Origin of the sequence: Neorhizobium huautlense, assembly GCF_030811685.1 — a bacterium.
GTDB classification, from domain to species: Bacteria; Pseudomonadota; Alphaproteobacteria; order Rhizobiales; family Rhizobiaceae; genus Neorhizobium; species Neorhizobium huautlense_A.
Map to the genome: position 1 here is coordinate 109,606 of NZ_JAUSRF010000003.1, position 26,883 is coordinate 136,488.

At 59.0% G+C, this 26,883-nt stretch carries 24 protein-coding genes; 13 read left to right on the forward strand and 11 right to left on the reverse strand.

Annotated features, from left to right (window positions below):
• Positions 1-174: 174 nt before the first annotated feature.
• The 8 genes from J2T09_RS05300 (at position 175) to J2T09_RS05335 (ending at position 8,850) form a co-directional block, all read left to right on the forward strand.
• Positions 175-648 (forward strand): RidA family protein, encoded by a 474-nt coding sequence (locus J2T09_RS05300; protein ID WP_306831918.1) that lies wholly within the window; start codon positions 175-177, stop codon positions 646-648.
• A gap of 25 nt (positions 649-673) precedes the next feature.
• Positions 674-1,429: an amino acid ABC transporter ATP-binding protein gene (locus tag J2T09_RS05305; RefSeq protein ID WP_306831919.1), complete on the forward strand. Its 756-nt coding sequence runs from the start codon at positions 674-676 to the stop codon at positions 1,427-1,429.
• Positions 1,430-1,439: 10 nt separating this feature from the next.
• Positions 1,440-2,108: an amino acid ABC transporter permease gene (locus J2T09_RS05310; protein WP_306831921.1), complete on the forward strand. Its 669-nt coding sequence runs from the start codon at positions 1,440-1,442 to the stop codon at positions 2,106-2,108.
• 9 nt (positions 2,109-2,117) lie between these two features.
• Positions 2,118-2,768 (forward strand): amino acid ABC transporter permease, encoded by a 651-nt coding sequence (locus J2T09_RS05315; protein WP_306831923.1) that lies wholly within the window; start codon positions 2,118-2,120, stop codon positions 2,766-2,768.
• A 41-nt stretch (positions 2,769-2,809) separates the two neighbouring features.
• Positions 2,810-3,655, forward strand: a complete 846-nt coding sequence (locus tag J2T09_RS05320) for a transporter substrate-binding domain-containing protein (protein WP_306831925.1) — start codon at positions 2,810-2,812, stop codon at positions 3,653-3,655.
• 174 nt (positions 3,656-3,829) lie between these two features.
• Positions 3,830-5,920, forward strand: coding sequence for a hydantoinase/oxoprolinase family protein (locus J2T09_RS05325; RefSeq protein ID WP_306831927.1), 2,091 nt, complete (start codon positions 3,830-3,832; stop codon positions 5,918-5,920).
• A 14-nt stretch (positions 5,921-5,934) separates the two neighbouring features.
• Positions 5,935-7,572, forward strand: coding sequence for a hydantoinase B/oxoprolinase family protein (locus J2T09_RS05330; protein ID WP_306831929.1), 1,638 nt, complete (start codon positions 5,935-5,937; stop codon positions 7,570-7,572).
• A gap of 72 nt (positions 7,573-7,644) precedes the next feature.
• Positions 7,645-8,850, forward strand: coding sequence for a pyridoxal phosphate-dependent aminotransferase (locus J2T09_RS05335; RefSeq protein ID WP_306831931.1), 1,206 nt, complete (start codon positions 7,645-7,647; stop codon positions 8,848-8,850).
• Between the two features lie 138 nt (positions 8,851-8,988).
• Here J2T09_RS05335 and J2T09_RS05340 read toward each other — a convergent pair whose 3' ends face one another.
• The 3 genes from J2T09_RS05340 to J2T09_RS05350 form a co-directional block, all read right to left on the reverse strand.
• A complete protein-coding gene (locus J2T09_RS05340) occupies positions 8,989-12,963 on the reverse strand; it encodes an amino acid adenylation domain-containing protein (RefSeq protein ID WP_306831933.1) in 3,975 nt (1,324 codons plus the stop codon).
• 702 nt (positions 12,964-13,665) lie between these two features.
• Positions 13,666-14,820, reverse strand: coding sequence for an AI-2E family transporter (locus J2T09_RS05345; protein ID WP_306831935.1), 1,155 nt, complete (start codon positions 14,818-14,820; stop codon positions 13,666-13,668).
• Positions 14,821-14,897: 77 nt separating this feature from the next.
• Positions 14,898-15,761, reverse strand: coding sequence for a VOC family protein (locus J2T09_RS05350; RefSeq protein WP_306831937.1), 864 nt, complete (start codon positions 15,759-15,761; stop codon positions 14,898-14,900).
• A gap of 166 nt (positions 15,762-15,927) precedes the next feature.
• On the opposite strand from J2T09_RS05350, the gene J2T09_RS05355 reads away from it, so the two are divergent.
• The 4 genes from J2T09_RS05355 to J2T09_RS05370 all read left to right on the forward strand — a co-directional run bounded on the left by J2T09_RS05355 (position 15,928) and on the right by J2T09_RS05370 (position 18,228).
• Complete coding sequence (locus tag J2T09_RS05355) at positions 15,928-16,338, forward strand: universal stress protein (protein WP_306831938.1); 411 nt, start codon at positions 15,928-15,930, stop codon at positions 16,336-16,338.
• A 172-nt stretch (positions 16,339-16,510) separates the two neighbouring features.
• Entirely contained in the window at positions 16,511-17,173 is a 663-nt protein-coding gene (gene trhA / locus J2T09_RS05360) for a PAQR family membrane homeostasis protein TrhA (RefSeq protein WP_306832430.1), read from the forward strand.
• A 77-nt stretch (positions 17,174-17,250) separates the two neighbouring features.
• Positions 17,251-17,775, forward strand: coding sequence for a GNAT family N-acetyltransferase (locus tag J2T09_RS05365; RefSeq protein WP_306831939.1), 525 nt, complete (start codon positions 17,251-17,253; stop codon positions 17,773-17,775).
• 42 nt (positions 17,776-17,817) lie between these two features.
• Positions 17,818-18,228 (forward strand): (R)-mandelonitrile lyase, encoded by a 411-nt coding sequence (locus tag J2T09_RS05370; protein ID WP_306831941.1) that lies wholly within the window; start codon positions 17,818-17,820, stop codon positions 18,226-18,228.
• 76 nt (positions 18,229-18,304) lie between these two features.
• On the opposite strand, the gene kdgD is transcribed toward J2T09_RS05370, so the two are convergent.
• Positions 18,305-19,237 carry a 5-dehydro-4-deoxyglucarate dehydratase gene (gene kdgD, locus J2T09_RS05375; RefSeq protein ID WP_306832432.1) on the reverse strand — a complete coding sequence of 311 codons (933 nt, stop codon included), beginning with the start codon at positions 19,235-19,237 and terminating at the stop codon, positions 18,305-18,307.
• An 88-nt stretch (positions 19,238-19,325) separates the two neighbouring features.
• Positions 19,326-20,060, reverse strand: coding sequence for a FadR/GntR family transcriptional regulator (locus J2T09_RS05380; RefSeq protein ID WP_306832434.1), 735 nt, complete (start codon positions 20,058-20,060; stop codon positions 19,326-19,328).
• Positions 20,061-20,314: 254 nt separating this feature from the next.
• Between J2T09_RS05380 and J2T09_RS05385 the strand changes: the two genes are divergently transcribed.
• A complete protein-coding gene (locus J2T09_RS05385; protein ID WP_306831944.1) occupies positions 20,315-21,463 on the forward strand; it encodes a mandelate racemase family protein in 1,149 nt (382 codons plus the stop codon).
• A gap of 49 nt (positions 21,464-21,512) precedes the next feature.
• Here the strand turns inward: J2T09_RS05385 and J2T09_RS05390 are convergent, their stop codons facing one another.
• Genes J2T09_RS05390 through J2T09_RS05415 form a run of 6 tightly spaced genes read right to left on the reverse strand, consistent with a single transcriptional unit; the run spans position 21,513 to position 26,872 of the window.
• Positions 21,513-22,568 carry a dienelactone hydrolase family protein gene (locus J2T09_RS05390; protein WP_306831946.1) on the reverse strand — a complete coding sequence of 352 codons (1,056 nt, stop codon included), beginning with the start codon at positions 22,566-22,568 and terminating at the stop codon, positions 21,513-21,515.
• Entirely contained in the window at positions 22,568-23,299 is a 732-nt protein-coding gene (locus J2T09_RS05395; protein WP_306831949.1) for a FadR/GntR family transcriptional regulator, read from the reverse strand. Before J2T09_RS05395 ends, J2T09_RS05390 begins: the two co-directional genes overlap by 1 nt.
• Positions 23,300-23,323: 24 nt before the next feature.
• Positions 23,324-24,082, reverse strand: a complete 759-nt coding sequence (locus J2T09_RS05400) for an ABC transporter ATP-binding protein (protein WP_306831951.1) — start codon at positions 24,080-24,082, stop codon at positions 23,324-23,326.
• Positions 24,079-24,936, reverse strand: a complete 858-nt coding sequence (locus J2T09_RS05405; protein WP_306831954.1) for an ABC transporter ATP-binding protein — start codon at positions 24,934-24,936, stop codon at positions 24,079-24,081. The genes J2T09_RS05400 and J2T09_RS05405 overlap by 4 nt, the downstream gene beginning before the upstream one ends.
• Before the next feature lie 12 nt (positions 24,937-24,948).
• Complete coding sequence (locus J2T09_RS05410) at positions 24,949-25,818, reverse strand: ABC transporter permease (RefSeq protein ID WP_306832437.1); 870 nt, start codon at positions 25,816-25,818, stop codon at positions 24,949-24,951.
• Between the two features lie 37 nt (positions 25,819-25,855).
• Entirely contained in the window at positions 25,856-26,872 is a 1,017-nt protein-coding gene (locus tag J2T09_RS05415; protein ID WP_306831956.1) for an ABC transporter permease, read from the reverse strand.
• Between the last annotated feature and the right edge of the window lie 11 nt (positions 26,873-26,883).

Here is a 26,883-nt window from a genome sequence, read left to right on the forward strand (position 1 = left end):
CGCCCCTGAAGTGATATCATCACTAGATTGGATATTGACAAGAGATAGTATTTCAATAAGCTCAAACCATAAGAAGCGAACAGACGACCATCCCGGTAGAAAAGGATGGCGATCTGATCCGGGAACATGGTTCGCGCCTTTGGTGCGTTCATTACAATCAGATGGAAAGCCGCTATGAGTGTCGTCGCCGCACGTCTCTCCGAGCTGGGTATCGTATTGCCTTCGATTGCCCCTGCCTCCGGAAATTACATACCACATCGCCTTGTCGGAAACCTGCTCTTCGTGTCCGGCCAGATCCCGCGGATCGACGGTGTCGAGCATTATGTCGGCGTTGTCGGCCAGGATATCTCGCCCGAAGATGGCTACAAGGCCGCCCGGCTTTGCGCCTTGAACATCGTGGCGCGGGTGAATGCTGCGCTTGATGGTGATCTCGACCGTGTTCTCGCCTGTGCCCAGCTGCGTGGCTTCGTCAACGCTCCACCGGGTTTCAGAGGGCATCCGGCCGTCATCGATGGCGCGTCCGACCTTCTGGTCGAAATCTTTGCCGAAAAGGGTCGCCACACCCGCACCGCGCTCGGCGCCGGCTCGCTGCCACGCGGGTCCTCGGTCGAGGTCGATGCCATTTTTGAAGTCGCACCAAAAGCCTGACGGAAGAAGAAGAAGGGAACTGGCCATGAACGGGACCAGCATGTCGGAAAAAGCCATCGCCATAAGCGGCGTCAGCAAATGGTATGGCCATCTTCAGGTTCTGAAGGGCATCGATCTGGAAGTGGGGCGCGGCGAACACATCGTTCTGTGTGGGCCGTCCGGATCGGGCAAATCCACGCTCATCCGCTGTATCAACCATCTGGAGGAAATCCAGCAGGGCAGCGTTTCCGTCAATGGCACGGTTCTGAACCAGAAGGGCAGCAATGCCGATCATATCCGCCGCGATGTCGGCATGGTCTTTCAGCAGTTCAATCTTTTCCCGCATCTGACGGTTCTGGAAAACTGCATGCTTGCGCAGCGCCGGGTTCGCAAGACGTCCGTCGCCGAAGCGAAGGAAAAGGCGATGTACCATCTCGAGCGGGTGCATATTGCCGAGCAGGCGCAGAAACATCCGGCCCAGCTTTCCGGCGGCCAGCAGCAGCGCGTGGCGATTGCGCGTGCGCTCTGCATGGACCCCAAGATCATGCTGTTCGATGAGCCGACTTCGGCGCTCGATCCGGAAATGGTCAAGGAAGTTCTCGATACGATGATTTCGCTCGCCGATGACGGCATCACGATGATCTGCGTGACCCATGAAATGGGTTTCGCCCGCGCCGTTGCGCACCGGGTCATCTTCATGGATCGCGGCGAGATCATCGAAAGCGCCAAGCCGGATGTGTTCTTCAGCAATCCGGCCCATGAACGCACCAAAGCGTTCCTCAGCCAGATCCTCAATCACTGAGGAGGGGCCGATGAATTATACATTCGACTTCGCCCCCGTTCTTGCCGCCTGGCCGATGCTTGTCGATGGTATTCTCGGCACGCTGAGAATGTCGTCGCTCTCGATGATCTTCGGATTGTCGCTCGGCATCGTCTTCATGCTGATGCGCATGAGCAAGCAGCGGACGTTGAAGGCGATCGCGATCGGTTACATCGAACTGATCCGCAATACGCCGATCCTCGTTCAGGTGTTTTTCGTGTTCTTCGGCATGCCGGCGCTCGGCATCCGCCTGAGCGGTGAACAGGCCGCCATCCTTGCCATGACACTCAACTGCGCGGCTTACGCGGCAGAAATCGTGCGTGGCGGCGTGCAATCCATCCGGCCGGGCCAGATCGAGGCGGGCAGGGCGCTCGGCATGCGTGTCCTTGATATCTATCGTTTCATCGTCTTTCGTCCGGCGATCCGGGCGGTCTATCCGGCGCTCTGCAGCCAGTTCATCCTGATGATGCTGAATTCCAGCCTGATGTCGTCGGTCTCGGCCGAAGAACTGACCTATTTCGCCCAGACGCTGGATTCCCAGACATTCCGCAGCTTCGAAATCTACCTGACGCTCGGCATCATATACCTGGCTCTGTCCCAGTTCGTCTCCATCGCTCTCGGCGTGCTTGGCCGGGTCTATTTCTCCTATCCGGCAAAGTGAGGCGTTCAGATGATCCGTCAATTCGGTTGGGGTGAATTCCTCTTTCTGCTCGAAGGCGCACGCTGGACGGTTGTCCTTTCGCTTCTCGCTTTCACCGTCGGCGGCGCGCTCGGGCTTGCCGTGGCGCTTGGCCGGACCAGCAAATGGGCCTGGCTGCGCATCCTGATGGCCACCTATATCCAGATCTTTCAGGGCACGCCGCTGCTCATCCAGCTGTTCTTCGTTTATTTCGGCCTGCCGCTTCTGGGCTTCAAGGTGGATGTCTGGGTGGCGCTCACGATCGGCCTGTCGCTGCATACCAGCGCCTTTCTGGGAGAAATCTGGCGCGGCAGCATCCAGGCCGTGCCGAACGGGCAGAATGAGGCCGCGGCTGCACTGGGCATCGGTTATCTTCACCGGATGTTTGATGTCGTGCTGCCGCAGGCGTTCCGCATCGGTCTGCCGGCCACCATCAGCTTCCTCGTCAACCTGATCAAGGGCACGGCGCTTGCCGCCTTGCTCGGCCTCACAGAGCTGACCCGCTCAGGCCAGCTGATGGCCAACATCACCTTTCAGCCGCTGCAGGTCTATGGGGCGGTCGCACTGATCTACTTCTTCATCTGCATACCCCTGACCTATTGCAGTGCACGGATCGAACGGCGTCTCAACGCCGCGCGGTAAAACAAGAACGCATGCCAAAAAAATCAACCAGAGGTGACCACATGTTCAATACAGCATTGACCCTTTCGCGTTCGAAAGTTTTGGGCGGCTTCGCTGCCATGCTTCTGGCCGCGACCTCTTTTGCCAGCACGGCGCTTGCCGTCACGCCGGAAGAGCTCAAGGCCAAGGGAAGCGCCACCATCGGCGTGCAGATGGACCAGTTCCCCTGGGGTTTCATCGATCAGAACGGCCAGAACGACGGTTATGACATCGAAGTCGCCAAGCTGATCGCCAAGGAACTCGGCATCCAGCTGAAGTTCGAGCGTATCACCGGCCAGAACCGCATTCCGCTCCTGGTGAATGGCAATGTCGATTTCCTCGTGCCGTCGATGACGATCACCGAAGAACGCGCCAAGGTCATTCAGTACGTCATCCCTTACGCTTCGAACGATATCACCGTCTGGGGCAAAACGGATGCGGACATCAAGGCCAATGAGGATCTCTCCAAATATGTGATTGGCGTCAATCGCGGCAGCGCCTTCGAGCCGTTGCTCGTGAAGGTCGCGCCGAAGGACACCCAGATCAAGCGCTTCGATGATGACGCGACGACGGTGCAGGCACTTCTGTCCGGTCAGGTCGATGCGATTGTCGGCAGCGTGACCTATGGCCTTGTCATCAAGCAGACCGGCAACGACGCATCGTTCGGACGCAAATACAAGGTTGCCGATAATTTCCAGGGCATGGCCGTTCGCAAGGGCGATCAGGAAATGCTCGATTTCCTCAACGATTTCGTGGCCCGTCACACCGCGGACGGCACACTCGACGCCCTCTACAAGAAGTGGATCGGCGTCGATCGCGCAAAACTCCCGACAACACTGCCGGGCGTCGATTTCACAGGCAAGCAGTAACACTTCGGTCCCGCGCGACTGGCAAGCGCCGCCGCGCCGGACAGCCAAACATCAACAACTGAAGAGCTTTTGGCCCCCGCCTGTAAGTGCGGGCGGGGACAGGCCTTGCCATGCCGAAAACCGGGTTTTCAGACAGGGCAAACAACAGCTCGCTTATGGAGCATGAGACAGACAATGGCGAAAGATGGCAAGCAGATCAGGGTCGGTGTCGATATCGGTGGCACCTTCACCGACGTTGCGATGGAGGTAGGCATCACGCTCCATTCGATCAAGGTTCTCACCGACTATTCCTACCCCGAAAGTGCGATCGTCAAAGGCATCCGGCAGGTGGCTGAAGTGGCCGGGGTCGAACTTTGCGAGATCGACACGATCATTCACGGCACGACGCTTGCCACCAATGCGCTGATCGAGCGACGCGGCGCACGCACGGCCTTCATCACCACCAAGGGTTTTCGCGACGTCATCGAGATGCGCACCGAAAGCCGTTTCGAACAGTATGATCTCGATATCGTCCTGCCCGCACCGCTCGTGCCGCGCAACGAACGATTTGTCATCGACGAGCGTATCGGCGCCGATGGTTCGGTATTGAAGCCGCTGGATCTGGCCGAGGTGGATGTACTCTGCGATCGCATCATTGCGGCCGGTTATGAAAGCGTGGCCATCGGCTTCATCCATTCCTATCTGAACGGCGCGCATGAAAAGGCCGTCCGCGACAGGCTGCTTGCCAAGAAGGCCGATATTTCCGTGTCGATTTCGTCGGAAGTGTCGCCGCAGATGCGCGAGTTCCAGCGTTTCAACACCGTCTGCGCCAATGCTTTCGTCAAGCCGCTGATGGCATCCTACCTCAATCGACTGGTCGGTCGCCTGACACAGGAAGGCACGTGTTGCCCGGTCTTCATGATCCATTCGGGCGGCGGCATCATCAGCGTAGAAAGCGCTGTCGAGTTTCCGGTGCGCCTGCTGGAATCCGGCCCCGCCGGCGGCGCCATCTTCGCGGCCCATGTCGCCAGCAGCTACGGTCTCGATCAGGTGCTTTCCTATGACATGGGCGGCACGACCGCAAAAATCTGCCTGATCGAAAAGCAGACACCGAAAACCTCCAAGACTTTCGAAGTGGCGCGCACCTGGCGCTTCAAGAAGGGCAGCGGCATGCCGATCTCCATCCCGGTGATCGAGATGGTGGAAATCGGCGCCGGCGGTGGTTCGATCGCCACGATCGACAGCATGCGCCAGATCCGCGTCGGGCCGCACAGTGCCGGTTCGGAACCCGGTCCTGCCTGCTACGGTCGCGGCGGTGCGAACCCGACGGTCACGGATGCCGACCTCATCCTCGGTCGCCTCGATCCGGACGAATTCGCCGGTGGTGCGATGAAGCTCGACCGCCCGGCCTCCGACAAGGCGATGGATGCGGATCTCGCCTCGAAGCTTGAAACCGACATTGCGACAGCCGCTTACGGCCTCAGCGAAGTGGTCGATGAGAACATGAGCAATGCCGCTCGCATGCATGCGGTGGAGAACGGCAAGGAACTCTCCGAGTTCACCATGATCGCCTTCGGCGGTGCGGCTCCCATTCATGCCAGCCGCCTGTGCGAAAAACTCGGCATGGCCGAACTGCTGATCCCGCCGGGGGCAGGGGTCGGCTCGGCCATCGGCTTCCTGCGTGCTCCCTTCGGTTTCGAAAGTGTACGCAGCGCCTATAGCCGTCTCAGCCGTTTCGATGCCGTGGCCATCAACCAGACGATGGCGGATCTGATCGCGGAAGCAACGTCCTTCGTGCGCTCCGGCGCGCCGGATGCCGATCCGGATCTCGAATGCATCGCCTACATGCGTTACGTCGGTCAGGGCTGGGAAGTGCCGGTCACGATCGAGGTCCGTGATTATGCGGATGCCGATGGCGAATTGTTCCGCAAGCTGTTCGACGAGCAATACGAACATTTCTTCGGCCGCGTCATCGATGGTCTCGATGTCGAGATCGTCAGTTGGTCATTGCGGGCAACATCCAAGGTCGCGCCGCCGGAGCGGATCGGCAGGACGGCAAAGGCTGGCGAAGCGAAGGTGCGTGGCACACGCGACATATTCGATGTGCAGGAAGGCAGTTTCCAGAAGGCTTCGGTCGTTGATCGGGCCGACATGAAACCGGGAGATTTTGTCTCCGGTCCGGCCGTCATCACCGAACGCGAAACCTCGACCATCATCACCGCCAGCCGCGAAGTCATCATGCAGGCCGATGGCTGCCTGCTCGTACGCGTCAAGCAGAACGCTTGAACGGAGGATTTGACATGAAAACCAACGCACTTTCCGACGTTCACATGCAGATCATGTGGAACCGGCTGATCTCCGTCGTCGAAGAACAGGCCATCACCCTCATCCGCACCGCATTTTCCACCAGCGTGCGCGAATCCGGTGACCTGTCCGCCGGTGTCTTCAATCGCGGCGGCCTGATGATTGCCCAGGCGGTCACCGGCACGCCCGGCCACGTCAACGCCATGGCAGAAGCCGTCGGCCACTTCATCCGCGATATCGGGCCGGAGAACATCTTTGAGGGCGACGTTTACATCACCAACGATCCCTGGAAGGGGACCGGCCATCTGCACGACTTCACCGTCGTCTCGCCGAGCTTCCGCAATGGCGCACTCGTCGGTTATTTCGCCTGCACAGCGCATGTGGTGGATGTCGGCGGTCGTGGGTTTGGCCCGGATGCCAACGAGGTCTACGAAGAGGGCATTTTTGTCCCGATCATGAAGTTCGCCGAACGTGGCAAGGTCAACACGGATCTCGTCAACATCCTGCACAACAACGTGCGCGAAAGCCATCAGGTCGTCGGTGACGTCTATTCGCTGGCCGCCTGCAACGAGATCGGCCATCGCCGCCTGATGGACATGATGGAAGAGTTCGAACTCGACGATCTGGAAACGCTCGGCGAATTCATCTTCAAGCGCAGTTATGACGCGACGATCGAGCGGATTGCCGCGCTGCCGAAGGGCTCCTATTCCAACACGATGCGGGTCGATGGTTACGGTTCGCCGATCGATATCGCCGTGCGTCTCGATGTCGAAGGCGATCATATCCTCGCCGACTTCGACGGCACATCGCCACCAAGCCCGAAGGGCATCAATTGCCCGATCATCTATTCGGCAGCTTATGCCTGCTATGGCATGAAGGTCGCGATCGCACCCGATATTCCAAACAACCACTACTCGCTTCTGCCGTTCCGCGTTGTGGCGCCGAAGGATTGCATCCTGAATGCGCAGTATCCCGCACCGGTTTCCGTTCGCCACGTGCTTGGCCATCTTGTGCCCGATGCCGTGCTTGGCGCGGTTCACAAGATGCTGCCGGGAAAAATCCCGGCTGAAGGGGCGGGCGCGCTCTGGAACCTGCATGTCAGCGTTCGTCCGCTGCAAGGCGAAAAGGCGCCTGCAGATGGCGGCCAGCGCGCCGAGGTTCTGCTGTTCAACAGCGGTGGCTCCGGTGCGCGCCCGACACTCGACGGCATGAGCGCCACGGCTTTTCCAAGCGGCGTGCATTCGATGTCGATCGAGGCGACCGAGCATGTCGGTCCCGTCATCTTCTGGCGCAAGGAATTGCGTGACGGTTCCGGTGGTGCGGGCCAGTTCCGCGGCGGTCTGGGTCAGGTGGTGGAAATCTCGCCGACCGAAGGTCACGAGATGCATTTCAACGCCATGTTCGACCGTGTCGATCACCCGCCGCGCGGACGTGAAGGTGGCGAAAACGGCGCCGCCGGTGCTGTGTTGCTGGATGACGGCACCCGTCTGGCCTCCAAGGGGCGTCAGCATGTTCCGGCCGGCCGCAGGCTGATTCTGGAACTGCCGGGCGGCGGCGGTTACGGCCCGGCCGACAAGCGTGATGCCGCTTCTGCCGAACGCGATACGGCCTTCGACTACGTTTCTTCCAAATAACACTTCCGAGGACCGGGCGAAGCAGAAGGCTTCGCCCGGTTTCGATCAAAAAATCTTCCAGGGACAGCGGACATGGATTTCGAGAACAGGCGTGCCGCCGGTATCAAGTCGTCGCCCAGCATGGCGATTGCCATGGCGGCAAAAAAGCTGGCAGCGGAAGGTCACGACATCATCGATCTGTCGCTTGGGGAGCCGGATTTCGAGCCGCCTGCGCATGTGGCGGAAGCCGCGATCGCCGCCATCCGCAAGGGCGGTATTCGTTATGGCGCACCGGCGGGTATGGACAGTCTGCGCCAGGCGATCGTCCAAAAATTCAAGAGGGAAAACGGACTGGACTATGCCACGGGTGATGTGATGGTGGCCAATGGCGCCAAACAAATCCTGTTCGACATCTTTTTGGCAACCCTTGAACCCGGCGATGAGGTGATCATTCCCACGCCTTGCTGGGTGTCCTATGGGGATATCGTCTCCCTGCATGGTGGCCGTCCAGTCTATGTGTCATGTGGTGCAGATACGGGTTTCAAGATGTCGGCCGAACAACTGGAAGCTGTCATGACGCCGAAAACCCGGTGGCTGATGCTGAATTCGCCATCCAATCCGACGGGTGCGATCTATTCCTCCGAGGAATATCGGCGGTTGGCGGAGGTTTTGGCCCGCCACACTCAGGTGCTGATCGTGTCGGATGAAATCTACGAGCATGTGCTTTTGAATGACACGCCGTTTGTGTCCTTCGTCCAGGCCTGTCCGGACCTGAAGGAGCGGACGCTGATTGTGAACGGCGTTTCCAAGGCCTATGCGATGACGGGTTGGCGTCTCGGATATGCGGCCGGCCCGACGGCGCTGATCTCCACACTCAACAAGATCCAGTCGCAAAGCGTATCATGCGTATCTGCCGTGGCCCAGGCGGCCGCACTTGCCGCCCTGACGGGCGATCAGAGTTTTGTGGCCGAAGGCGCACGGAGATTTGCGGGTCGCGCAAGGATCATGGTCGATCGTTTGTCTTTACTCGACGACCTTGATTTTATTGCCCCCGATGGTGCTTTCTACGCCTTTATCGGTGTCGGGCGACTGTTCGGTCGCAAGACGTTGAATGGCGGGGTGATTGAGGACGATACCGGCTTTGCTGCCCATCTTCTTCATGCATTCGGTCTGTCAAGCGTGCCGGGCGCCGCCTTCGGTGCGCCGGGTTTCATCCGCCTGTCAATCGCTGCGTCGGAGTGCGAGCTGGAGGATGCCTGCGACCGTCTTGCGGCCATGATCCAGTCGCTTAAAAACTGAACTGAATTTCAAGCCTGTCAGGACGTTGATCCCGCTGCGTGGCGGCAGGGGGCAGACGTTGAAAAGAGGCGGCTCGTATTGCCGCCTCCCGAATGTTTTCAAAGGTCGCGCAGAACATTGCCTGCGCTCAATCCGGCCTCAGAAAGATTTCTGCAACAAGGCCTCTGATGGCTTGCCGGATATAAAGGCCTGAAGCGCTTTCTCCATGAAGATGCCGGCGACACTGGCGGCATTTTTGCTGAGAAGCATCTCCTCATGCGTGCAATCCATCTCGTGCCTGTGAATGGCGCCGTCGGTATGGGGGCGCCAGGCTTCTACTTGGAAATTCAGGATTTCGTGAATGGTCCTGGAAGGCGCCGGCTGGGCGCGGAAGAAGTGCAACTCGCTTCGAAGCCTGCCCGGAACGAAGTGCTGGGCGATATCCAGATGATGCAGGATAACGGTGCGCAGGCGATCGATGAAGTCGGCATCATGCCGGATCATCATGTCAAAAAGCGCATTGCCGTTCGACTGATATTCCTTCGTCAGAAACTCGCTGAGCGCGGAAAATGCCGGTTGATCGCCCAAAGCACGCTCGTCAAAGCCGAGGAAGCCCAGTGCTGCCTTTGCCAGAACGACTTCATCATTGAAGCTCGTGCCGGATGGCGGCAGGAACGGATAGGAATCCAGAAGCGCGAGGAAGGCGATCTCGCCGCCGTCCTGCTCGATCATTCTGGAAATCTCGTGCGCGATCAGGCCACCGAACGACCATCCAAGCATGTGATACGGCCCTTCAGGCTGTATCTGCCGGATGTGTTGCAGATATCGTTCTGCCTGTTCCTGAATGGATTGCGGTTTCAGATCAATATCCGTTGCCCAATCAGCTTGCAGGGCATGGATCGGGATGTTCTCGTGAACATGCTGCGCCAGTGATGCGAATGCCCAGCCAAGTCCCGTGATCGGATGGATGCAGAATAGAGGCGGCTGGCTGCCATTGGGCCGAATCGAAAGCACCGGCTCGATGGACATGCGTTGTTCGTCAGGCTTCTCGAGATGTCGAGCGAGGTTGGCGATGGTTGGTGCCTCGGAGAGCTGCGACCAGGTCATCTGGCCGCCCATCTGCCGGCTGAGCGCCGACATCATCGATGCCGCGGCGAGAGAATCTCCGCCCAGCTGGAAGAAATTGTCGTTGATGCCGACGCTTTCGATATCGAGGATCTGGCACCAGATTTCGGCAATCACCAGCTCCGTCGGGGTGCTTGGTGCGATATGATCCGTCGCCACGCGCTGTTGTGGTGCAGGCAGTGCCTTCCTGTCGATCTTGCCGTTGGTATTCAGCGGCAAGGCATCGAGGAATACGTAGCTTGCAGGGATCATGTGGGCCGGCACTGTGTCGGCGAGCTTTTTGGACAGCCAGGACGTGTCGATCGGTTCTGCTGTCGAGGTGACCAGATAGGCAACGAGCTGCTGCCCCTTGCGTCCGTCATCCCTCAGCACGACGACCGCCTGCCGAACGGCCTCGACCGACATCAGTGCGGCTTCGATTTCGCCGGGTTCGACGCGGAAACCGCGGATCTTGATCTGGTGATCGTTTCGTCCGAGATACTCCAGCACGCCATCGGCACGCCAGCGTGCAAGATCGCCGGTGCGGTAGATGCGGCCTTGCCCTTCGCCAAGGAAAGGGTTGGCAAAAAAGCGCTCTGCCGTCATCTCGGGCCTGTTGAGGTAACCTTTCGCAACCCCCGCACCGGCGATGTAAAGCTCGCCGATCATGCCGGGCGGGACCGGCTGCAACATGCGATCCAGCACATAGACCTGCGTGTTGGCGATCGGCCGTCCGATCGGCACGTTGTCGAGGTCCGCACCGTCCAGCCGCATGCAGGTCGACCAGACCGTTGTTTCCGTCGGGCCGTAGAGGTTCGTCACCGGATGCCCGAGTGCGCGCATCCTATGGGCGAGGTCGGCCGGCAGTGCTTCGCCGCCGACAAGCGGGCGCAAGCCTTGCAGGTCTTGCGCATGATCGGCCAGCAACATGCGCCAAAGCGAAGGGGTCGCCTGCATGATGGAAACAGCATTGTTTTTGATCAGGCGTGACAGGGATGCGGGATCCCTGACCGTGTCTCGTGTGGCAATGACCGTCGCCGCTCCGACCGTCAATGGCAGGAACAGTTCTAGCGTCGCGATATCGAAGGCGATGGTGGTGACCGCCACAATACGATCATCGCATGTCGGCGCGAGTTCCGACTGCATGGCATGCAGGAAATTCAGCAGCGAGCCGTGAGCGATTTCCACGCCCTTCGGCTGCCCCGTCGAGCCCGATGTAAAGATGACGTAAGCGGTGTCATCCGCCGAAGGGCCGGCAAGCTTTGCCTTGTTGTCCTTTCGCGGCGGAGGATCGCGGTCGAACATGAGGCGCGGAATGCCTTCCGGAAACAACGTGGCTGTGGAAGCCGTGCACAGTGCAAGGCTCGGTCGGCCATCTGCCAGGATGCCGGCAATGCGCTCGCCGGGGTCGGCCGGATCGAGCGGGATATAGGCTGCCCCCGTCTTCAGGACGGCAAGGATGGCGATCAGCATTTTTTCACAACGCGGCAATCCGATCGCGACCAGCTCTCCCGGTCCGACGCCGTTTTCCTGCAAGATGGCGGCCCAATCGTCGGAAACCGTTTCGAGCGCCGCATAACTCAAGCTGCGTTCGTTGAACACGACGGCGGTCGCGTCGGGGCGCAGCGCCACCTGCCGCTTGAAGAGGTCGAGCCAGGTCTGTTCGGAGAAATGTTGTGCGGTATCGTTCCAGCCTTCCAGAAGCTGGTGGCGCTCCTCCGGTGTCACCAGCGAAATCTCGCTGATCGGGCGATCGGGGGAAGCTATGATCGTCTTTACGAGGTTCTGGAACCGTTGTTTGTGCTCTTCCATTTCCGCCGGCGTGTACAGGGCGGGATTAGCATCAAGATCGAGGTTCAGATCTTCGCCATCACCGCGATCATAGGCAAAGACCGTGAAGTCGGTCATCGTGCCGTTTGAAAGATTGTGGGCGGTCGCCGAATGACCGTCGAAGCGCAGGTCGTAATTGAAGGGCTCGATATTGACGGCAAGTCTTGCTACCTGTTCTTCCGGCCCGGCAAGGTTCAGGTCGCGTCGGAGATCTTCGTAACGATAGCGCTGATACCGCAGAGCGCGCATCATCTGGCTGGATGTCTGCCCGACAAGATCTCTCCAGGTCATTTCAGGCGTGATCCGGAAGCGCAGCGGAACCGCATTTGCCATCATGCCGGGGATACGGCGCATGGCGCCGCTGATGCGGCCCGTCACCATGGTGACCATGGTCAGGTCCTGGCTGTCGGTGGCGCGCATGTAATAAGCCGCGACAACGGCAATCAGTGCCTGGGGTAGGCTTGCCCCCAGTTTACTCGCTTCGGCGCGCAGCAGACCGATTTCATTTCGGTCGACCGTCATGCCCTGCCGAAGGAAGCCCCCGGATGGCACCGCATTGGTGCGCGCGAGCGTTGCCGGCGGCGGCAGATCCGTCATCTGTTCGAGCCAATAGGCGCGATCGCGTTCAAAATGGCTGGAACTGCGATAGTTGTTCTCGTTCTCGCGCAGTTCTTCGAGTGACCCGAAATTGCAGGGGGGCGCTTCTTCGCCGCGCATCATCGCGCTGTAGATTTCAGCCTGCCTGCCGGCGAGCAGGCCGCCTGAAAAGCCGTCGAAGAGAATGTGATGAACCCTGTGGTACCAGATCCAGTGTTCTTCGCTAAGCTTGATGAGGGCATTGAACCAGAGGTCGTCCATTGCGAGATCATGCTGATGCCTGATTTCGCTCCGCATCCAGGTAAACGCCTCTTCGCGGGGAGACGCATGGGCGCTGAAATCCAGAAACTCAAAACTTTTCGACGAAGGAGGGAGGATGACCTGTCTTGGCTTGTCATCGACTGCAACGATGCAGGAGCGCGTTGCTTCTGCCTCCTGCGACAATTGTTGCAAGGCCTGAGAGAATATCTGAGGGGAGACGGGGCCGTTGATCTCAAGAGCTTCAGCAAGAATAAAACTGAAATCGGGTTCGGCAAATTTTTCCTTAATCCAGATGCCTTTTTGCGCAATCGAAAGCGGATGAGATTTAGGGTGACCCCTCATTAAAAATCCCTCTTGATAAGATTGTCGTCATGAAAAATAAGAAAACAATCGACGACAATATGCGTTTTGTTGGAAAAATTTTATGTAGTGCAGCGTTATGCGAAGTATAAAATATTTTACATGTGTAAATTTTCGAATTGTTATGCCGGTGTCCCTGATCGACACAGCAATATTCGCAAATTTACATGAGGCACGTGCTGGGATTTGAATTTATGCGGCAGGCAGATAGAGCTATAATGGAACGGGAAAGGGGAGGTGTTCCGATTGTTACACTTTCTATTTCAATGGTGATACTGTGGATGGCATCTGTTGATTTTTTATGACTATCTGTCTGTTTTCTCATGTCGCTAGCGCTTGTTTTAAGCGCCATCCGCGAGGGCTTTATGGCGAGTGGAAGGTGGCGCATCGGCTTTTATGCGGCCGACACACACACTGGAAAAGCGCCTTGAAATACGGGCTTCGACCAGAGAACGGGTCATGAAGCCCCGAGAACCATATTTTTGGCATTCGAGACCGTTCAGATTGCAGATTTGTCAGGACATCCGAAACGGCGTCACCGCCACCCGCCCCAATTTTTCGTGGCGTTTGGTCCAGCGGAATCTAAGTCGAAATGCTCATTCGGAGCGATCCTGGAAGACTGAGGTGTGGTAACTCCAGTCTCCTAAATCCGCTCCGGCTGGACAATCTCCCCAAAACTCACGTCTAGCCGGGCAGGCGCGGTACCGTCTTGCGCTCTGGAAACAGTTCCGAAAGAACCGTCACCATGATCAGGGAAAGCGGCAGCGCCAGCATGGCGCCGACCGCGCCCCACATCCATGTCCAGAACAGGATTGCGACGAAAACGACGAATGGATTGATTTCCCATTGGCGTCCCATGACTGAGGGGAATACGAGATTTTCGACGACGAGGTGGACGGCGAAAAAAACGGCAGCCGGCGCAAGCGCGAGGATAAGCGAGTCATGGGTGATGATGCCGGCAACGGCGACGGCCAGCGTCATCAATGTAATGCCGAGAAACGGCACGAAGCTCGAGACGAAGGCGAACACACCCCACAGGATCGGTGCGGCCAGCCCGCCGATATAGGCGATCACGGTCATCGACACACCAAGGCCGGCATAGATCATCGTGGCCGTGGCGAAATAATAACCCAGCACTTCCTCGATCGAGTTGATGACACGGATGGCCACCAAACGCTGACGTCTGCGCGGAAAAGCCAGAATGATGGTGCGCCGCAAGCGCAGACGACCAAGCAGGAACAGCAGCAGCGCGGCGAAAAAGATCAGGCCCTGAACGATTGCCGGCGTCAGGCTCGATGTCACGACGCCCAGAATATTGCCGCTGTTGTCGATCAGCGACTGCATCGACATCGGCCCGGATTGAAAACTTGCAGGGCTGATATTGAGCCAGTGCTGGCGTTCCAGAAACGGCATCAGCCTGTCGATAGTGCGTTCGACGAAATTCGGACCCTCATCGACCAGCGTGGCCACCGGTTCGGCTAGCGCGTTGATCAGCAGGAAAACGGCGGCGGCCACGAGTGATGAGAGGATGAGGGCGGTGCCGAAACGTGGCACGCCCGCCCGCCCAAGCCGTTCGGCCGCCAGGCCGAGAATCATACCGACAACAACCGCCAGTGTCAGCGGGATCAGGATCAGCGACATGTGATTGACGATGGCAAAGCCGATAATGAGGAATATGCCGATGATCGACCAGGAGCTTGCAACCTCCAGCGCCTCACGGCCAAGCGGGGTGAACGCGGTCGGATCGCCATCATCCTCCGGCAGGTTATCCGCCCGCAAAACGGCCGGTTCCGCCTTGAGTTTTTTGTATTTATTGCTGCGAATGTTGACCGCGACCATGATCCACCGTTCCCCTTGACGCCCGTCAACGCGGAAAGGTCTGTCAGGTTCCGTGGAAGCCGCGATCGGCAGCAATGTCATGCGGATAAAGTCAGGCCTATACCCCAGGGGTCCTTCAGGACGATGCCATCCGCAGTCCGGGAGGTGGCAATCTCCTGTCTGTCCAGCGCTGCCGCCGCTTCGTCCAGCGCCGCTTTGTCGGTAAAGCGCAGGGAATAATCCGACAGGCCGGTCATGCTGTCGGCACGCGCGCCGGCGCCACGGCTATTCCAGATATTGGCAGCGATGTGGTGGTGATAACCACCGGTGGCGAAGAAGCTGGCGCCGGGGTATCGCGCCATCACCTTGAGGCCTAAGACATCGCGATAAAAAGCTTCCGCTTCAGGCACATTGCCGACCTGAAGATGGATATGGCCGATCGCCGTGCCATCCTGCATGCCGTCCCATTTGCCCTTGTCGGCACTGTCGTAGAGCGCCTGAAGGTCCAGTCCTTCGGTGGCCATCTGCACGGTGCCGTCGGGGAACATGGTCCATTCATCGGGCTGGCGATCCCGATAGATTTCGATGCCGTTGCCTTCCGGGTCGGACAGGTAGATTGCCTCGCTGACAAGATGGTCTGAGGCCCCGTCGAGCCGGACGCCGGCATGGGCGGCATGCGCCAGCCAGGCGGCCAAGGCTGCACGGTCCGGCACAAGAAAGGCGGTGTGGAACAGGCCGGCGGCCGTTCTGGGCGCGCGCACCACGTCACCACCTGTCGTCAGGGTCAAAAGCGGCGTGCCGTTTACGCCCAGCACTTCACCGCTGGCGGATTTTTCCAGTGTCCTGAGGCCGATAATGCTCCGATAGAAGGCGGAAACGGTGTCCAGATCCGCCACGACCAGATGCGTCCGGTTGACATGAGCTGGTCTCGTCAGGGCAAAGGGCAGGGCGCTATCACTCATCATCGATCCTCATCGCTGTGGCGTTCCGCCACGGCTTCGCCATGACTTATGTTTGTTTTTCGACATTCACGATAGGTAAGTTATTGGCGATTAAACGTTCGCTCATTGTTGACAATCGCCGTGGAAAACCAGCTTTCGAAGCGCAGCCGGCGTTGCGGGGAAATTCATGTACGAGAAGATCATCGTCGCCATCGATACCGTCCAGATGGACAAGGGCGAACGTATCCTGAAGCGCGCGATGCGCATGCTGGCACCGGGCGGCGCGCTCGTTCTCGTCAACGCCGTCGAAGATGTGCCGAGCTATATTTCCGTTTCAGAGCCGATCGATCTGGCCGTTGCAGCGCGCAAGGCGGCGGATGAAACCTTGACAGCGCTCTGCGAAAGTCTCGGCGTCAACGTCCATATCGAAATCCGTCAGGGTGCGGCGGCGCGTGAAATTCTTGCCTCGGCTGAACAGCATCAAGCCGACCTCATATTGATCGCGTCGCATGTGCCGGATGTTTCCAACTATTTCATCGGCGCGACCGCCGATCGGGTTGTCCGTCACGCCCGTTGTTCGGTGTTGATCGATCGCTGAGAAGGTGACGCTCCTTTCAGTCTGCAACGCAATGTGATTCAGGCAATGCCGCAAAGTCATTGCCGTGTCGGAAAGGCTTGGTCATTCTAATACGCAATGAAACGGAGCGACCATGACCACAGCAATGGACAAGGCCGAGACCAGAAAACTCGGTGGCGCGTTTGCCAGGCCGATGAGCGAGCTTTTCGATTTCGGGCGTGCGCATGATTTTGCGGAAATCGTCGCCGATGGCATCGTCCACGGCGTCGGGCTCGTTTTTGCGCTGATCGGCGTGACCGCCCTGATCTTTTACGCCACGCTTTGGTCGAGTCATGGCGAACTCGCTGCCGCCTGGATTTACGGACTGGGCCTTGTTCTGTGTATCGCGGTTTCGTTCACCTACAATATCTGGCCGACGTCGCGGACCAAGTGGATACTGCGGCGTTTCGATCATTCCGCCATCTTCGTGCTGATCGCGGCCACGTATACGCCATTTCTGCAACGCGGCGCGCATGAGCCGATGATCGCCGTGATGCTGGGCGCCATCTGGTTCGTCGCAATCGGCGGCATTGCCTTGAAATGTCTGTTTCCCGGTCGGTATGACCGGCTGGCTATCTTGCTTTATCTCGCCATGGGTTGGAGCGGCGTGATGGTGGCCGGGCCGATTTCGGAATATCTGCCGCCGGTCACCGTCTGGCTGATCGTGGTGGGCGGGCTGATCTATTCGCTCGGCGTGATCTTTCATGTCTGGGAAAAGCTGCGTTTCCAGCGCGCCATCTGGCATGCGTTTGTCATTGCCGCTGCCGCCGTACATTATTCCGCGGTCATGACCTGTTTCAGCCTTTCCGGCGCGTGACAGCCACGCCTATCGCGCTGGACAGAGGCGTGTCACCTCTCTTACATGGCGGCATGTTCTTTTGACGGATGCCAGTCATGCCCGATACCCAGCCCGCGACCATCACCATTCGCGACGCCACCGAAGCCGATCTTGCCGACATCATGGAAATCTACAACGACGCCGTTCTGAACACGACGGCGATCTGGAACGACAATGTGGTCGATCTCGCCAATCGACAGGACTGGTTTGCCGCCCGCATGGCGCGCGGTTTCCCCATTCTCGTCGCCGAGGTCGATGGCAGGCTTTCGGGTTACGCCTCCTATGGAGACTGGCGCGCCTTTGAAGGGTTTCGCCATACGGTGGAGCATTCCGTCTATGTTCACAGGCACGCACGTGGGCACGGTCTCGGCCGGCTTTTGATGCATTCGCTGATCGAGCGGGCGGAAAAAGGCCGGGTCCATGTCATGGTGGCCTGTATCGAAGCGAAGAACGAAGCATCCATCCGGCTTCATGAAAAGCTCGGCTTCCGCACCACCGGCACATTTCTGGAAGTCGGAACCAAATTCGGCCGCTGGCTGGATTTGACCTGCATGGAACTGCGGGTTGGTGAGGGTGGTTGAAGTGATGTCTCTAAAACTCTCGTTTGCTAAAGGAGCCATTTGATGAAGATCACTCGCAGCGAAACGCGCCCTTCCATCACGCCGTCCGCCGATTACTTCACGGGCCATGTGCGGCAGGATCCCCTGAATGCCGCCGAGGCGCCGGGGCGGGCCCGGATCATCAGCGTCACGTTCGAGCCGGGGGCGCGGACCGCCTGGCACACGCATCCGCTTGGGCAGACGCTGGTCATCACCACGGGCGCCGGTCTGGTGCAGACATGGGGCGGGCCGATCCGCCGTGTCAGTGCGGGTGATGTCGTGTGGTTTCCGGCGGGCGAAAAACATTGGCATGGCGCGGCGCCAACCACGGCCATGACGCATATTGCCATTCAGGAAGAGCTGGACGGTCGTACCGCTGACTGGATGGAGAAGGTCTCGCACGAGCAATATGGTGGCGAGATCGCAGGCGACTGACATCGCCACGCCATGACACAAACGCAAAAGGCCGGCATCGCTGCCGGCCTTTGTCATCTTTTGAACGGGATCGGCGTTATTCGGCTGCCTGCAGTTTTGGCGCCGCATTGCGGTAAGGCTCACACAGCGCTTCCAGCATTTTCACTTCTTCTGCCGTCAGATCGGTCAGCGGTGCGCGAACCGGGCCGGCATCGAAGCCCATCAGGCGCACGCCGGCCTTGATGGCGGAAACCGCATAACCCTTCTGGCGGTTGCGGATTTCCATGAACGGATAGAAGAAGTCGATCAGGATCTTGTTGGTGGTGGCGGTGTCGCCGGCGCGCAGCGCCTTGTAGAAATCCTGGGCAAGGCCGGGCACGAAGTTGAAGACGGCCGAGGAATAGGTTGTCACGCCGGCGCCGAGATAGGCATCGGCAAACAGTTCGGCTGTCGGCATGCCGCCGAGATAGGTGAGGCGATCGCCCATCTTGGCGGTGATCTTGCGAACAAGGCCGATATCGCCGGAGCCATCCTTGAAGCCGACGAGGTTCGGGCAGACCTCGCAGAGACGCTCCAGCGTTTCCGCCGTCAGGATGGAATTGTCGCGGTTATAGACCATGACGCCGATGCCGACCGACTGGCAAACCGTCTTGATGTGCTGGTAGAGGCCTTCCTGGCTGGCATCCATCAGGTAGTGTGGCAGAAGGAGAATGCCGTCTGCGCCGGCCTTTTCTGCGGCCTTGGCAATGGAAACGGCGATGCGCGTGCCATAACCGCAGCCTGCAACGATCGGCGTCGAGCCGGCGGATGCCTTGGCAGCCTCGATGATTTCCGGGATTTCCGAAGGCTCGAGATTGAAGAACTCACCGGTGCCGCCGGCCGCAAACAGAACGGTGGCGTCAAAGCCGGCCAGCCAGCCGACATGCTTTTCATAGGCCGAACGGTTGAACAGGCCATCCTGTCCGAACGGCGTGACTGGGAAGGAGAGAAGGCCGGCGCCCAGCGCCTTTTTCAGTTCATTCGGTTCCATCGACATTGCGCACCTCTGTTGCTTGCGATTTCCCGAAAGCTAGCAAGAGATATTATGACTGTCAATTGAGATAATATATTTCAGTTGCTCATGGCCGACGGATCAAGGACCGATAGCGCTGCTGGCTGCCCTTGAGGTGGGTGCGCATGGCATCCCGCGCTGCCGAATCATCGCCATCGGCAATGGCGCGGGCAATGGCGGCATGTTCCTTCTGGATCTGTGCCATGTAGTCCGCAGGAGAGGGCGAGGCGTCGCCTTCGCTCAGCAGAGAACGCGGAATCATCTGCTTGCCGATCGCCTCCAGCAATTCGCGAAAGCGCGGATTGTTGGTGGAATCGGCAATGGCAAAGTGAAAGGCGCGATCGCTTTCGACCGTCGGATTGCCAACCACTATCTGCTGCTCGATTGCCTCGAGACATTCGAAGATGATTTCCTGCTGCGCTGGGGATGAACGCAACGCTGCCAGCCCGGCGGACTCGATCTCGATAGCGGCGCGAACCTCAAGCATTTCAATGATGGAAGACACGCGGCCGGCATCGACATTGCGCAGTCCGTTCTGCAGCAGTCCTTCCTGCGGGGGAAGAACGAAAACGCCGACGCCGTGGCGCACTTCGACAAGGCTGTCGGCGCGCAAGGAGGCGATTGCCTCGCGGATGACTGTGCGACTGACCTGGTGCTGTTCCGTCATTCCGCTTTCGGTCGGCAGCTTGTCGCCGGGCTTCAGTTCGCCGCTGGTGATAGCATCACGTATGCGCCGTCCGACCGTCTCAACGAGGTTGCGGCCCTTGCGGGCAGGGGCTTTCCCCGTGGTGTCATCCGATATCGACAAGGTTCACCGCTCTCCGGTTTCCATCATTTCAGTGACTTAATGACGGAATGCGCCCGCGTCTTGTCAAGGACGAAAACAGAAATTCGTTGACCTTGGTGATGATAACTATACTATGACAGGACGTCTGATGTATGATGACATGGACGCAATCGCCGGAGCGAGCGCATTTTCAACCCTGTGGTGAGGAAATGCGAGGCGAATGACAGCAAGAGAGTGGCGTACCGGCTTACGCTGAAGAGGAGGAAATCGTGAAGATTGTAGACGTCAATGTACGGGTGTTTTCCCATACGACGCAGCGGCATCAGGATACGGCCGGTCATGCCCATCCGGGTCCGCCGCACAAGGTAAACCTGGCGATCCTGACCATTATCGCCGATGATGGCACGGAAGGTTATTGTTTCGCTGCACCCGAAGTTGTGCGTCCGCATGTGATCGATAAATTCGTCAAGAAGGTGCTGATCGGCGAAGATCCCTTTGCGCGTGAACGCTTGTGGCAGGATCTGGCCCATTGGCAGCGCGGCAGCGCCATGCAGCTGACGGACCGCACGCTTGCGATCGTCGATTGCGCGCTGTGGGATCTGGCGGGCCGCAAGCTCAATATGCCTGTCCACAAATTGATCGGCAGCTACCGTGAAAAAATGCCGGCCTATGGTTCGATCATGTGTGGTGACGAGCTCGAAAACGGTCTGGCCACCCCGGAAGATTACGGTCGTTTTGCCGAGAAGCTGGTGAAGCGTGGTTACAAGGGCATCAAGCTGCATACATGGATGCCGCCGGTTTCCTGGGCGCCTGACGTCAAGATGGACCTGAAGGCCTGTGCTGCGGTGCGCGAGGCGGTCGGTCCGGATATCCATCTGATGATCGATGCCTTCCACTGGTACACCCGCACGGAAGCGCTCGAACTCGGCCGTGGCCTCGAAAAGCTCGATTTCGCCTGGATCGAGGAGCCGATGGATGAGCAGAGTTCGGCTTCTTATGCCTGGCTTGCCGAAAATCTCGATATCCCGGTCGTCGGACCGGAAAGCGCGCATGGCAAACATTTCAACCGCGCCGAATGGATCACCTCCAAGGCCTGCGACATCCTGCGCACCGGTGTTCACGATGTCGGTGGCATTAGCCCGGCGATGAAGTGCATGCATCTGGCCGAATCTTTTGGCATGAACTGCGAAATCCATGGCAATGGCGCGCCGAACCTGATCGTCGCCGCCTGCGTGAAGAACGCAAAATGGTACGAGCGCGGCCTGCTGCATCCGTTCCTCGAATATGACGACGGTTTCGAATACCTGAACGAGCTTGTCGACCCGATGGATGAGGATGGTTTCGTTCACATCTCCGACAAGCCGGGTCTGGGTGAGGACATCAATTTCGACTTCATCAACGCGAATATCGTCGGCTGATCGAGAAGAGAAAAAGCCCGGCGCTCAGAAGGCGCCGGGCTTTTCCGTGTCACAGATTTTTTGCAAGCCAGTCGAATGCGTGGTCCTGCTGCTCGACGTTAAAACAATGTGCTCCGGGCCAAAGCTGTGTTTCGAGCTTCGCCGCAGCCCCTGAGGCGGACCATATGCCGTGAAGCTGCCGATGCGCCTCGGTCGCGGCGGGTAACGGAAAATGCCGGTCGTCTGCGCCGCTGAAAATCAGCGCCGGTTTCGGCGCAGTAAGGCCCGCGAAATGCGGGTAATCCAGTTTTCCAGCGATCTGCGGATGCAGCATGGAAAAGGCGGATTGACCGCGTAGCTGGTTGTTTCCCGCCTGCATCAGCCCATGCAGCGTGCCCATCCAGCCACCTGAAACACAGGTCTTGATATCATCGGAAAGCGCCGCCAGCTGCCAGGCGCGCGAGCCTCCCATCGAATAACCGAAGCTGGCGATCCGTTTTTTATCCACGCCCGGCACATCACGCAGGAAAGCCAGCGCTTCCAGATCTTCGGAGAGAATGACCGAGGCGTAGGAAATGCCGAATTGCATTAGGTTGGCGGCCAGCGCCTGTTGTGTGTCGTAACCATTGCCTCTGCGGCTGCCCCAACCAAGTGCATCGGCGCAAAGCACGGTATAGCCACGCCGAACGAGTTCATTGCCGATAAACCGGCCGCCATAAAGTTTTTGGGTCCACACTTCGATATCTGCCAACCGGTCAGGATCCTCATCCGATCGGCCGACCAGCTTTTCCTTGCCGATCGAAAAGAACGAGCCGTGGTCGTGCAGAAGAAGAACGGCCGGCGTATGGTGTGCTGTTCTCGGGCGCAGCAGACGGGCAAGGGTGGTTTCGCCGTTGGAGAAGCTTAACCGCAACTCCTGGCCAAGCGTGTCACTGTCCGACCACTCGGAAACGATGGAGGCCGCCGCCGGCAACAGGGTCTCGAGATCAAGTGCTGCCCGCACTTTTTCACGGATATCGGATTTCCAGGCCTGAAAATCCGCGGTTTCGAGATCAAAATTCCAGACAAACTGATTGCGATCGCGGAGACGATGGGCGATGCCGCACATATTCTCCGCGTCGATCATCAGTCCTGCCGCATCTTGGCGAGTGTCCTGTCCTTGCTGGCGATCAGGTGAGCGCGCATCGCGGTCCGCGCGCCGTCGGCATCGCGCGCCTCGATGGCGACAAGAATGGCGCGGTGCTCGTTGTTCACGCGGGCAAGCAGATTGGACAATGTCTCGTCGTCGACCGCATGCGTGGTGCGGCGCATGCGCGGCATCAGGGTTTCTCCCAGATAGTTGAATATGCCGGAGAAATGCTCGTTATGGCTGGCGGCCGCCACCGCGCAGTGAAATTCGAAATCCGCCAGCGTGTTGCGCGTCGCGTTTTTCACCGCTTCATCCATCGTGTCGCAGGCGGTTTTCATGGCCTTCAGGTCTGCCGCGTTGCGGCGCTCTGCGGCAAGCGCTGCGGCTTCGGACTCGATGCCGATGCGCAGTTCCAGTCCCTTGATCATATTGCCGGCCTGCATCAGGTCGGCGTCGCCAAGCCGGAAGGGTGCCACGCCCGCATCATCACGGACAAACACGCCGATACCGTGCTGGATGGAAACAAGACCGCTTGCGCGCAGATTGGCGACAGCCTCGCGCACGACGGTTCGGCTGACGCCGAGTTCTTCCATCAATGCCTTTTCCGTCGGCAGCTTGGAACCGCGCGGGTATTCGTCCTGCTTGATCCGCTCGGACAGCACGCGCACGACCTGCGAGCTCAGGCTTTCCCGGCGGGCAAACATGGTTGGCGAAGCATCAGCAGTCATCGCGAGGCCTCCGATCTAAAAAAATCAAACCGCCTGATCGTATTCGAGGCTGGCCTGAATGAGTTCACGGGCATAAGGGTCTTTTGCCGCGCCGGTTGCCAGCACGTCCCGGCTCATCACTTCGACGATCCGGCCATGCTGCATCACTGCCAGCCGCTCGCACATATGGTCGATAACCGCAAGGTCATGGCTGACGAACAGATAGGTGAGGTTACGCTTCGTCCGCAAATCGGCAAGCAGATTCAGCACTTCCGCCTGCACCGATACGTCGAGAGCCGAGGTCGGCTCGTCGAGCAGCAGGATGCGGGGTTCGAGAATGAGGGCGCGGGCAATCGCCACACGCTGGCGCTGGCCGCCCGACAGTTCGTGCGGATATCGCGAAAGGAAGTCGGGGTTGAGGCCGACATCGATCAGCGCCTTTTCCATGCGCTCCACCTGCCGGTCCATACGGTGAATGCGCAGCGGTTCCTGCAACGCCGTGCGGATGGACTGGCGCGGATGCAGCGAACCGTAGGGGTCCTGAAACACCATCTGCACGGCACGGCAATAATCGGCAAACGGCATGTCATTGACGGAAGTGCCTTCCAGCTTCACATCGCCTTCCCAGGAATTCAGCAGGCGGGCAATGCAGCGCAGGATGGTGGATTTGCCCGAGCCGGATTCTCCGACAAGCCCGAAGGATTCGCCGGCAGCGACCGAAAAACACACGTCGCCGAGAATGCGCCGCTTGGCGGGGCCGTGGCCGAGACTGATCGAAACCTGGTTGACTTCAATCGCGGTCATACGCTCGTCTCCTGCGGTGAGAGTGCCTGCGGCTGGCGGTTGAGAACGGGCAGGGGCTGGCGATTGCCGCCAATATGCGGCTGCGCCGCCAGCAGGCCCTTGGTATAGGGATGCGTGCAATTCTTCATGTCGCGTGCCGCGCGTTCTTCCACCACTTCGCCGTGGCGCATGACGAGAACGCGGTCGCAGAAATTACGCACCAGATTGAGATCGTGACTGATCATGATCAGGCCGATACCCTTGTTGGTGACGAGTTCGTTCAAAATGTTCAGCACCTGCATGCGTACCGTCACGTCGAGGGCCGAAGTCGGCTCGTCGGCGATGATGATCTGCGGCTCGGGGATCAGCATCATGGCGATCATGATGCGCTGGCCCATGCCGCCGGAAACTTCGTGCGGATAAAGGCCGTAAACCCGTTCCGGATCGCGGATCTGTACCGCCTCCAGCATGTCGAGCGTCTTCTGTTTGGCGACAGCTGCCGAAGCGCTGTAGTGCACACGGTAGGCTTCCGCGATCTGATCGCCGACCGGATGCACAGGGTTGAGCGAAAATTTCGGGTCCTGCAGGATCATCGAAATGCGCCGGCCGCGAATGGTCAGCATCTGCCTTTCGCTTGCGGCGAGAAGATCGGTGCCGCTGAAATCCATGCGATCGGCTTCGATCTTTGCAGTCGGCAGCAGTTTCAGCAGCGCGCGGCCGATGGTGGATTTGCCGGAGCCGGACTCGCCGACAATACCAAGTCGTTCACGGCCGAGATCGAAGGAAACGCCCTTGACCACATTGTTGTAGCTCTTGCCGCTGCGATAGCTGACCTGCAGATTTTCGACTTTCAGGAGAGGCTGGTTGTTGTCCATCGCTGTCGCTCCTTAGTGCTGTTTCGGGTCGAGCGCATCGCGCAGGCCGTCGCCCAGAAGGTTGAAGGCAAGGCTGACGAGCAGGATGGCGCCGCCGGGAAAGGCGACCAGCCACCAGTTGTCGAGCATGTAACGACGGCCGGTGGCGATCATCGCGCCCCATTCCGGCAGCGGCGGCTGTGCGCCGAGACCAAGGAAACCGAGGCCAGCGGCGGTCAGGATGACTGTCGCCATCGATAGCGTGATGCGCACCAGAACGGACGGCATGCACATCGGCACGATCGACTTGACGATGATGCGCAGGGAAGATGCGCCTTGCATGCGCGAAGCCGAGATGTAATCCGCGTTGCGGAAGGTCAGTGTTTCGGCGCGTGCCAGACGAGCGATTGGCGGCCAGGCGGTGAGGCCGATGGCGATGATGGCGTTTTCCAGACCCGCGCCGAGAGCCGCAACAAAGGCGAGCGAAAGGATCAGGCTAGGGAAGGACAGAAAAATATCGGTGATGCGCATCATCACCGTATCGTACCAGCCACCGAAATAACCGGCGGTGGTGCCGACCAGAAGGCCGACCGGACCGACGATGACCGAGACGATGGTGATGATCGTCAGGCTGATGCGCGTGCCGTAGATGATGCGGCTCATGATGTCGCGGCCGAGTTCGTCGGTGCCGAACCAGTGCGTCGCATTCGGCGGCTGCAACACGTTGTTGAGGTTGATCACATTCGGGTCGAATGGCGCCAGAAGCGGAGCGACGAGTGCGGTCAGAAGCAGGATCGAGATGACGATCAGGCCGAAACCGGAGGACGGGTTGCCGAGCAGTTCGCGAATGACCGCAAGCAACCGCCGCAGGGCCGAGTTGGGGTTCGAAAGCGAAGCCGGCATGACGGTGTCCTGAGAGTTGAGTGTCTGTGTGGCCATGTCACCGCGTCCTCGGATCGAAAATCTTGTAGAGCGCGTCGGACAGAAGGTTCAGCGCGATGAAGATGATGCCGACAAGAAGCACGCAGGTCATGACCGCGTTCATGTCGCCGATCAGCATGTTGTTGGTGATGTACTGGCCAAAGCCCGGCCAGGAGAACACGGTCTCGATCAGCACCGCGCCTTCGAGAAGGCTGCCATAGGCAAGCGCCACGATGGTCACCAGCTGCACGCGGATGTTCGCGAATGCGTGGTGCCAGATGGTGCGGTGCTTGGAGAGGCCTTTGACGCGGGCAGTGGTGATGTATTCCTGGTTCAGCTGGTCCAGCATGAAGCTGCGGGTCATGCGGGTGATATAGGCCATCGACGAATAACCGAGGATGCTGGCCGGCAGAAGGAGGTGGTTCACCGCATCCCAGAACACTTCCCAGTCACCGGCGATCAGGCTGTCGATCAGAAGGAAACCGGTCGTTTCCGGCACCAGACCGATATAGAAGTCGGAGATACGTCCGCCACCGCCGACCAGATCGAGCACGGCATAAAAGATGATCAGACCGATCATGCCGGTCCAGAAGATCGGCATGGAATGGCCGATCAGCGTCAGGAAGCGGATGACGTGATCAATCGGCTTGTTGCGTTTGACGGCGGCCAGAATACCGAGCGGAATGCCGAGGCCCGCACCGAACAGGATCGCGAATGTGGCAAGTTCGATCGTCGCCGGCATCACATGCAGGATGTCATTGATGACCGGCTGGCCGGTGCGGATCGAGGTGCCGAAATCGCCCTGGGCCAGATCGGTCACGTAACGGAAAAACTGCTGGTAGATCGGCAGGTTGGCGCCGATGCGCTCCGCCACCATTTCATAGGTCGCCTGGTCCGCTTCCTCGCCGATGATGGCGCGAACGGGATCGACCGGCATCATGCGCCCGATGGTAAATGTCAGGACGAGCAGGCCGACAAGGGTAACGAATATCGTGCCGGCCTGCCGCCCAAAGGCGGTGAAACTCTCGGACTTCATGGAGCCTCCTC

What these genes read in the sequence shown, in the direction of transcription:
- J2T09_RS05300 (WP_306831918.1), top strand. Translation starts at nt 175, where the DNA reads ATGAGTGTCGTCGCCGCACGTCTCTCCGAGCTGGGTATCGTATTGCCT.
- J2T09_RS05305 (WP_306831919.1), top strand. Translation starts at nt 674, where the DNA reads ATGAACGGGACCAGCATGTCGGAAAAAGCCATCGCCATAAGCGGCGTC.
- J2T09_RS05310 (WP_306831921.1), top strand. Translation starts at nt 1,440, where the DNA reads ATGAATTATACATTCGACTTCGCCCCCGTTCTTGCCGCCTGGCCGATG.
- J2T09_RS05315 (WP_306831923.1), top strand. Translation starts at nt 2,118, where the DNA reads ATGATCCGTCAATTCGGTTGGGGTGAATTCCTCTTTCTGCTCGAAGGC.
- J2T09_RS05320 (WP_306831925.1), top strand. Translation starts at nt 2,810, where the DNA reads ATGTTCAATACAGCATTGACCCTTTCGCGTTCGAAAGTTTTGGGCGGC.
- J2T09_RS05325 (WP_306831927.1), top strand. Translation starts at nt 3,830, where the DNA reads ATGGCGAAAGATGGCAAGCAGATCAGGGTCGGTGTCGATATCGGTGGC.
- J2T09_RS05330 (WP_306831929.1), top strand. Translation starts at nt 5,935, where the DNA reads ATGAAAACCAACGCACTTTCCGACGTTCACATGCAGATCATGTGGAAC.
- J2T09_RS05335 (WP_306831931.1), top strand. Translation starts at nt 7,645, where the DNA reads ATGGATTTCGAGAACAGGCGTGCCGCCGGTATCAAGTCGTCGCCCAGC.
- J2T09_RS05340 (WP_306831933.1), bottom strand. Translation starts at nt 12,963, where the DNA reads ATGAGGGGTCACCCTAAATCTCATCCGCTTTCGATTGCGCAAAAAGGC.
- J2T09_RS05345 (WP_306831935.1), bottom strand. Translation starts at nt 14,820, where the DNA reads ATGGTCGCGGTCAACATTCGCAGCAATAAATACAAAAAACTCAAGGCG.
- J2T09_RS05350 (WP_306831937.1), bottom strand. Translation starts at nt 15,761, where the DNA reads ATGAGTGATAGCGCCCTGCCCTTTGCCCTGACGAGACCAGCTCATGTC.
- J2T09_RS05355 (WP_306831938.1), top strand. Translation starts at nt 15,928, where the DNA reads ATGTACGAGAAGATCATCGTCGCCATCGATACCGTCCAGATGGACAAG.
- trhA (WP_306832430.1), top strand. Translation starts at nt 16,511, where the DNA reads ATGAGCGAGCTTTTCGATTTCGGGCGTGCGCATGATTTTGCGGAAATC.
- J2T09_RS05365 (WP_306831939.1), top strand. Translation starts at nt 17,251, where the DNA reads ATGCCCGATACCCAGCCCGCGACCATCACCATTCGCGACGCCACCGAA.
- J2T09_RS05370 (WP_306831941.1), top strand. Translation starts at nt 17,818, where the DNA reads ATGAAGATCACTCGCAGCGAAACGCGCCCTTCCATCACGCCGTCCGCC.
- kdgD (WP_306832432.1), bottom strand. Translation starts at nt 19,237, where the DNA reads ATGGAACCGAATGAACTGAAAAAGGCGCTGGGCGCCGGCCTTCTCTCC.
- J2T09_RS05390 (WP_306831946.1), bottom strand. Translation starts at nt 22,568, where the DNA reads ATGATCGACGCGGAGAATATGTGCGGCATCGCCCATCGTCTCCGCGAT.
- J2T09_RS05395 (WP_306831949.1), bottom strand. Translation starts at nt 23,299, where the DNA reads ATGACTGCTGATGCTTCGCCAACCATGTTTGCCCGCCGGGAAAGCCTG.
- J2T09_RS05400 (WP_306831951.1), bottom strand. Translation starts at nt 24,082, where the DNA reads ATGACCGCGATTGAAGTCAACCAGGTTTCGATCAGTCTCGGCCACGGC.
- J2T09_RS05405 (WP_306831954.1), bottom strand. Translation starts at nt 24,936, where the DNA reads ATGGACAACAACCAGCCTCTCCTGAAAGTCGAAAATCTGCAGGTCAGC.
- J2T09_RS05410 (WP_306832437.1), bottom strand. Translation starts at nt 25,818, where the DNA reads ATGCCGGCTTCGCTTTCGAACCCCAACTCGGCCCTGCGGCGGTTGCTT.
- J2T09_RS05415 (WP_306831956.1), bottom strand. Translation starts at nt 26,872, where the DNA reads ATGAAGTCCGAGAGTTTCACCGCCTTTGGGCGGCAGGCCGGCACGATA.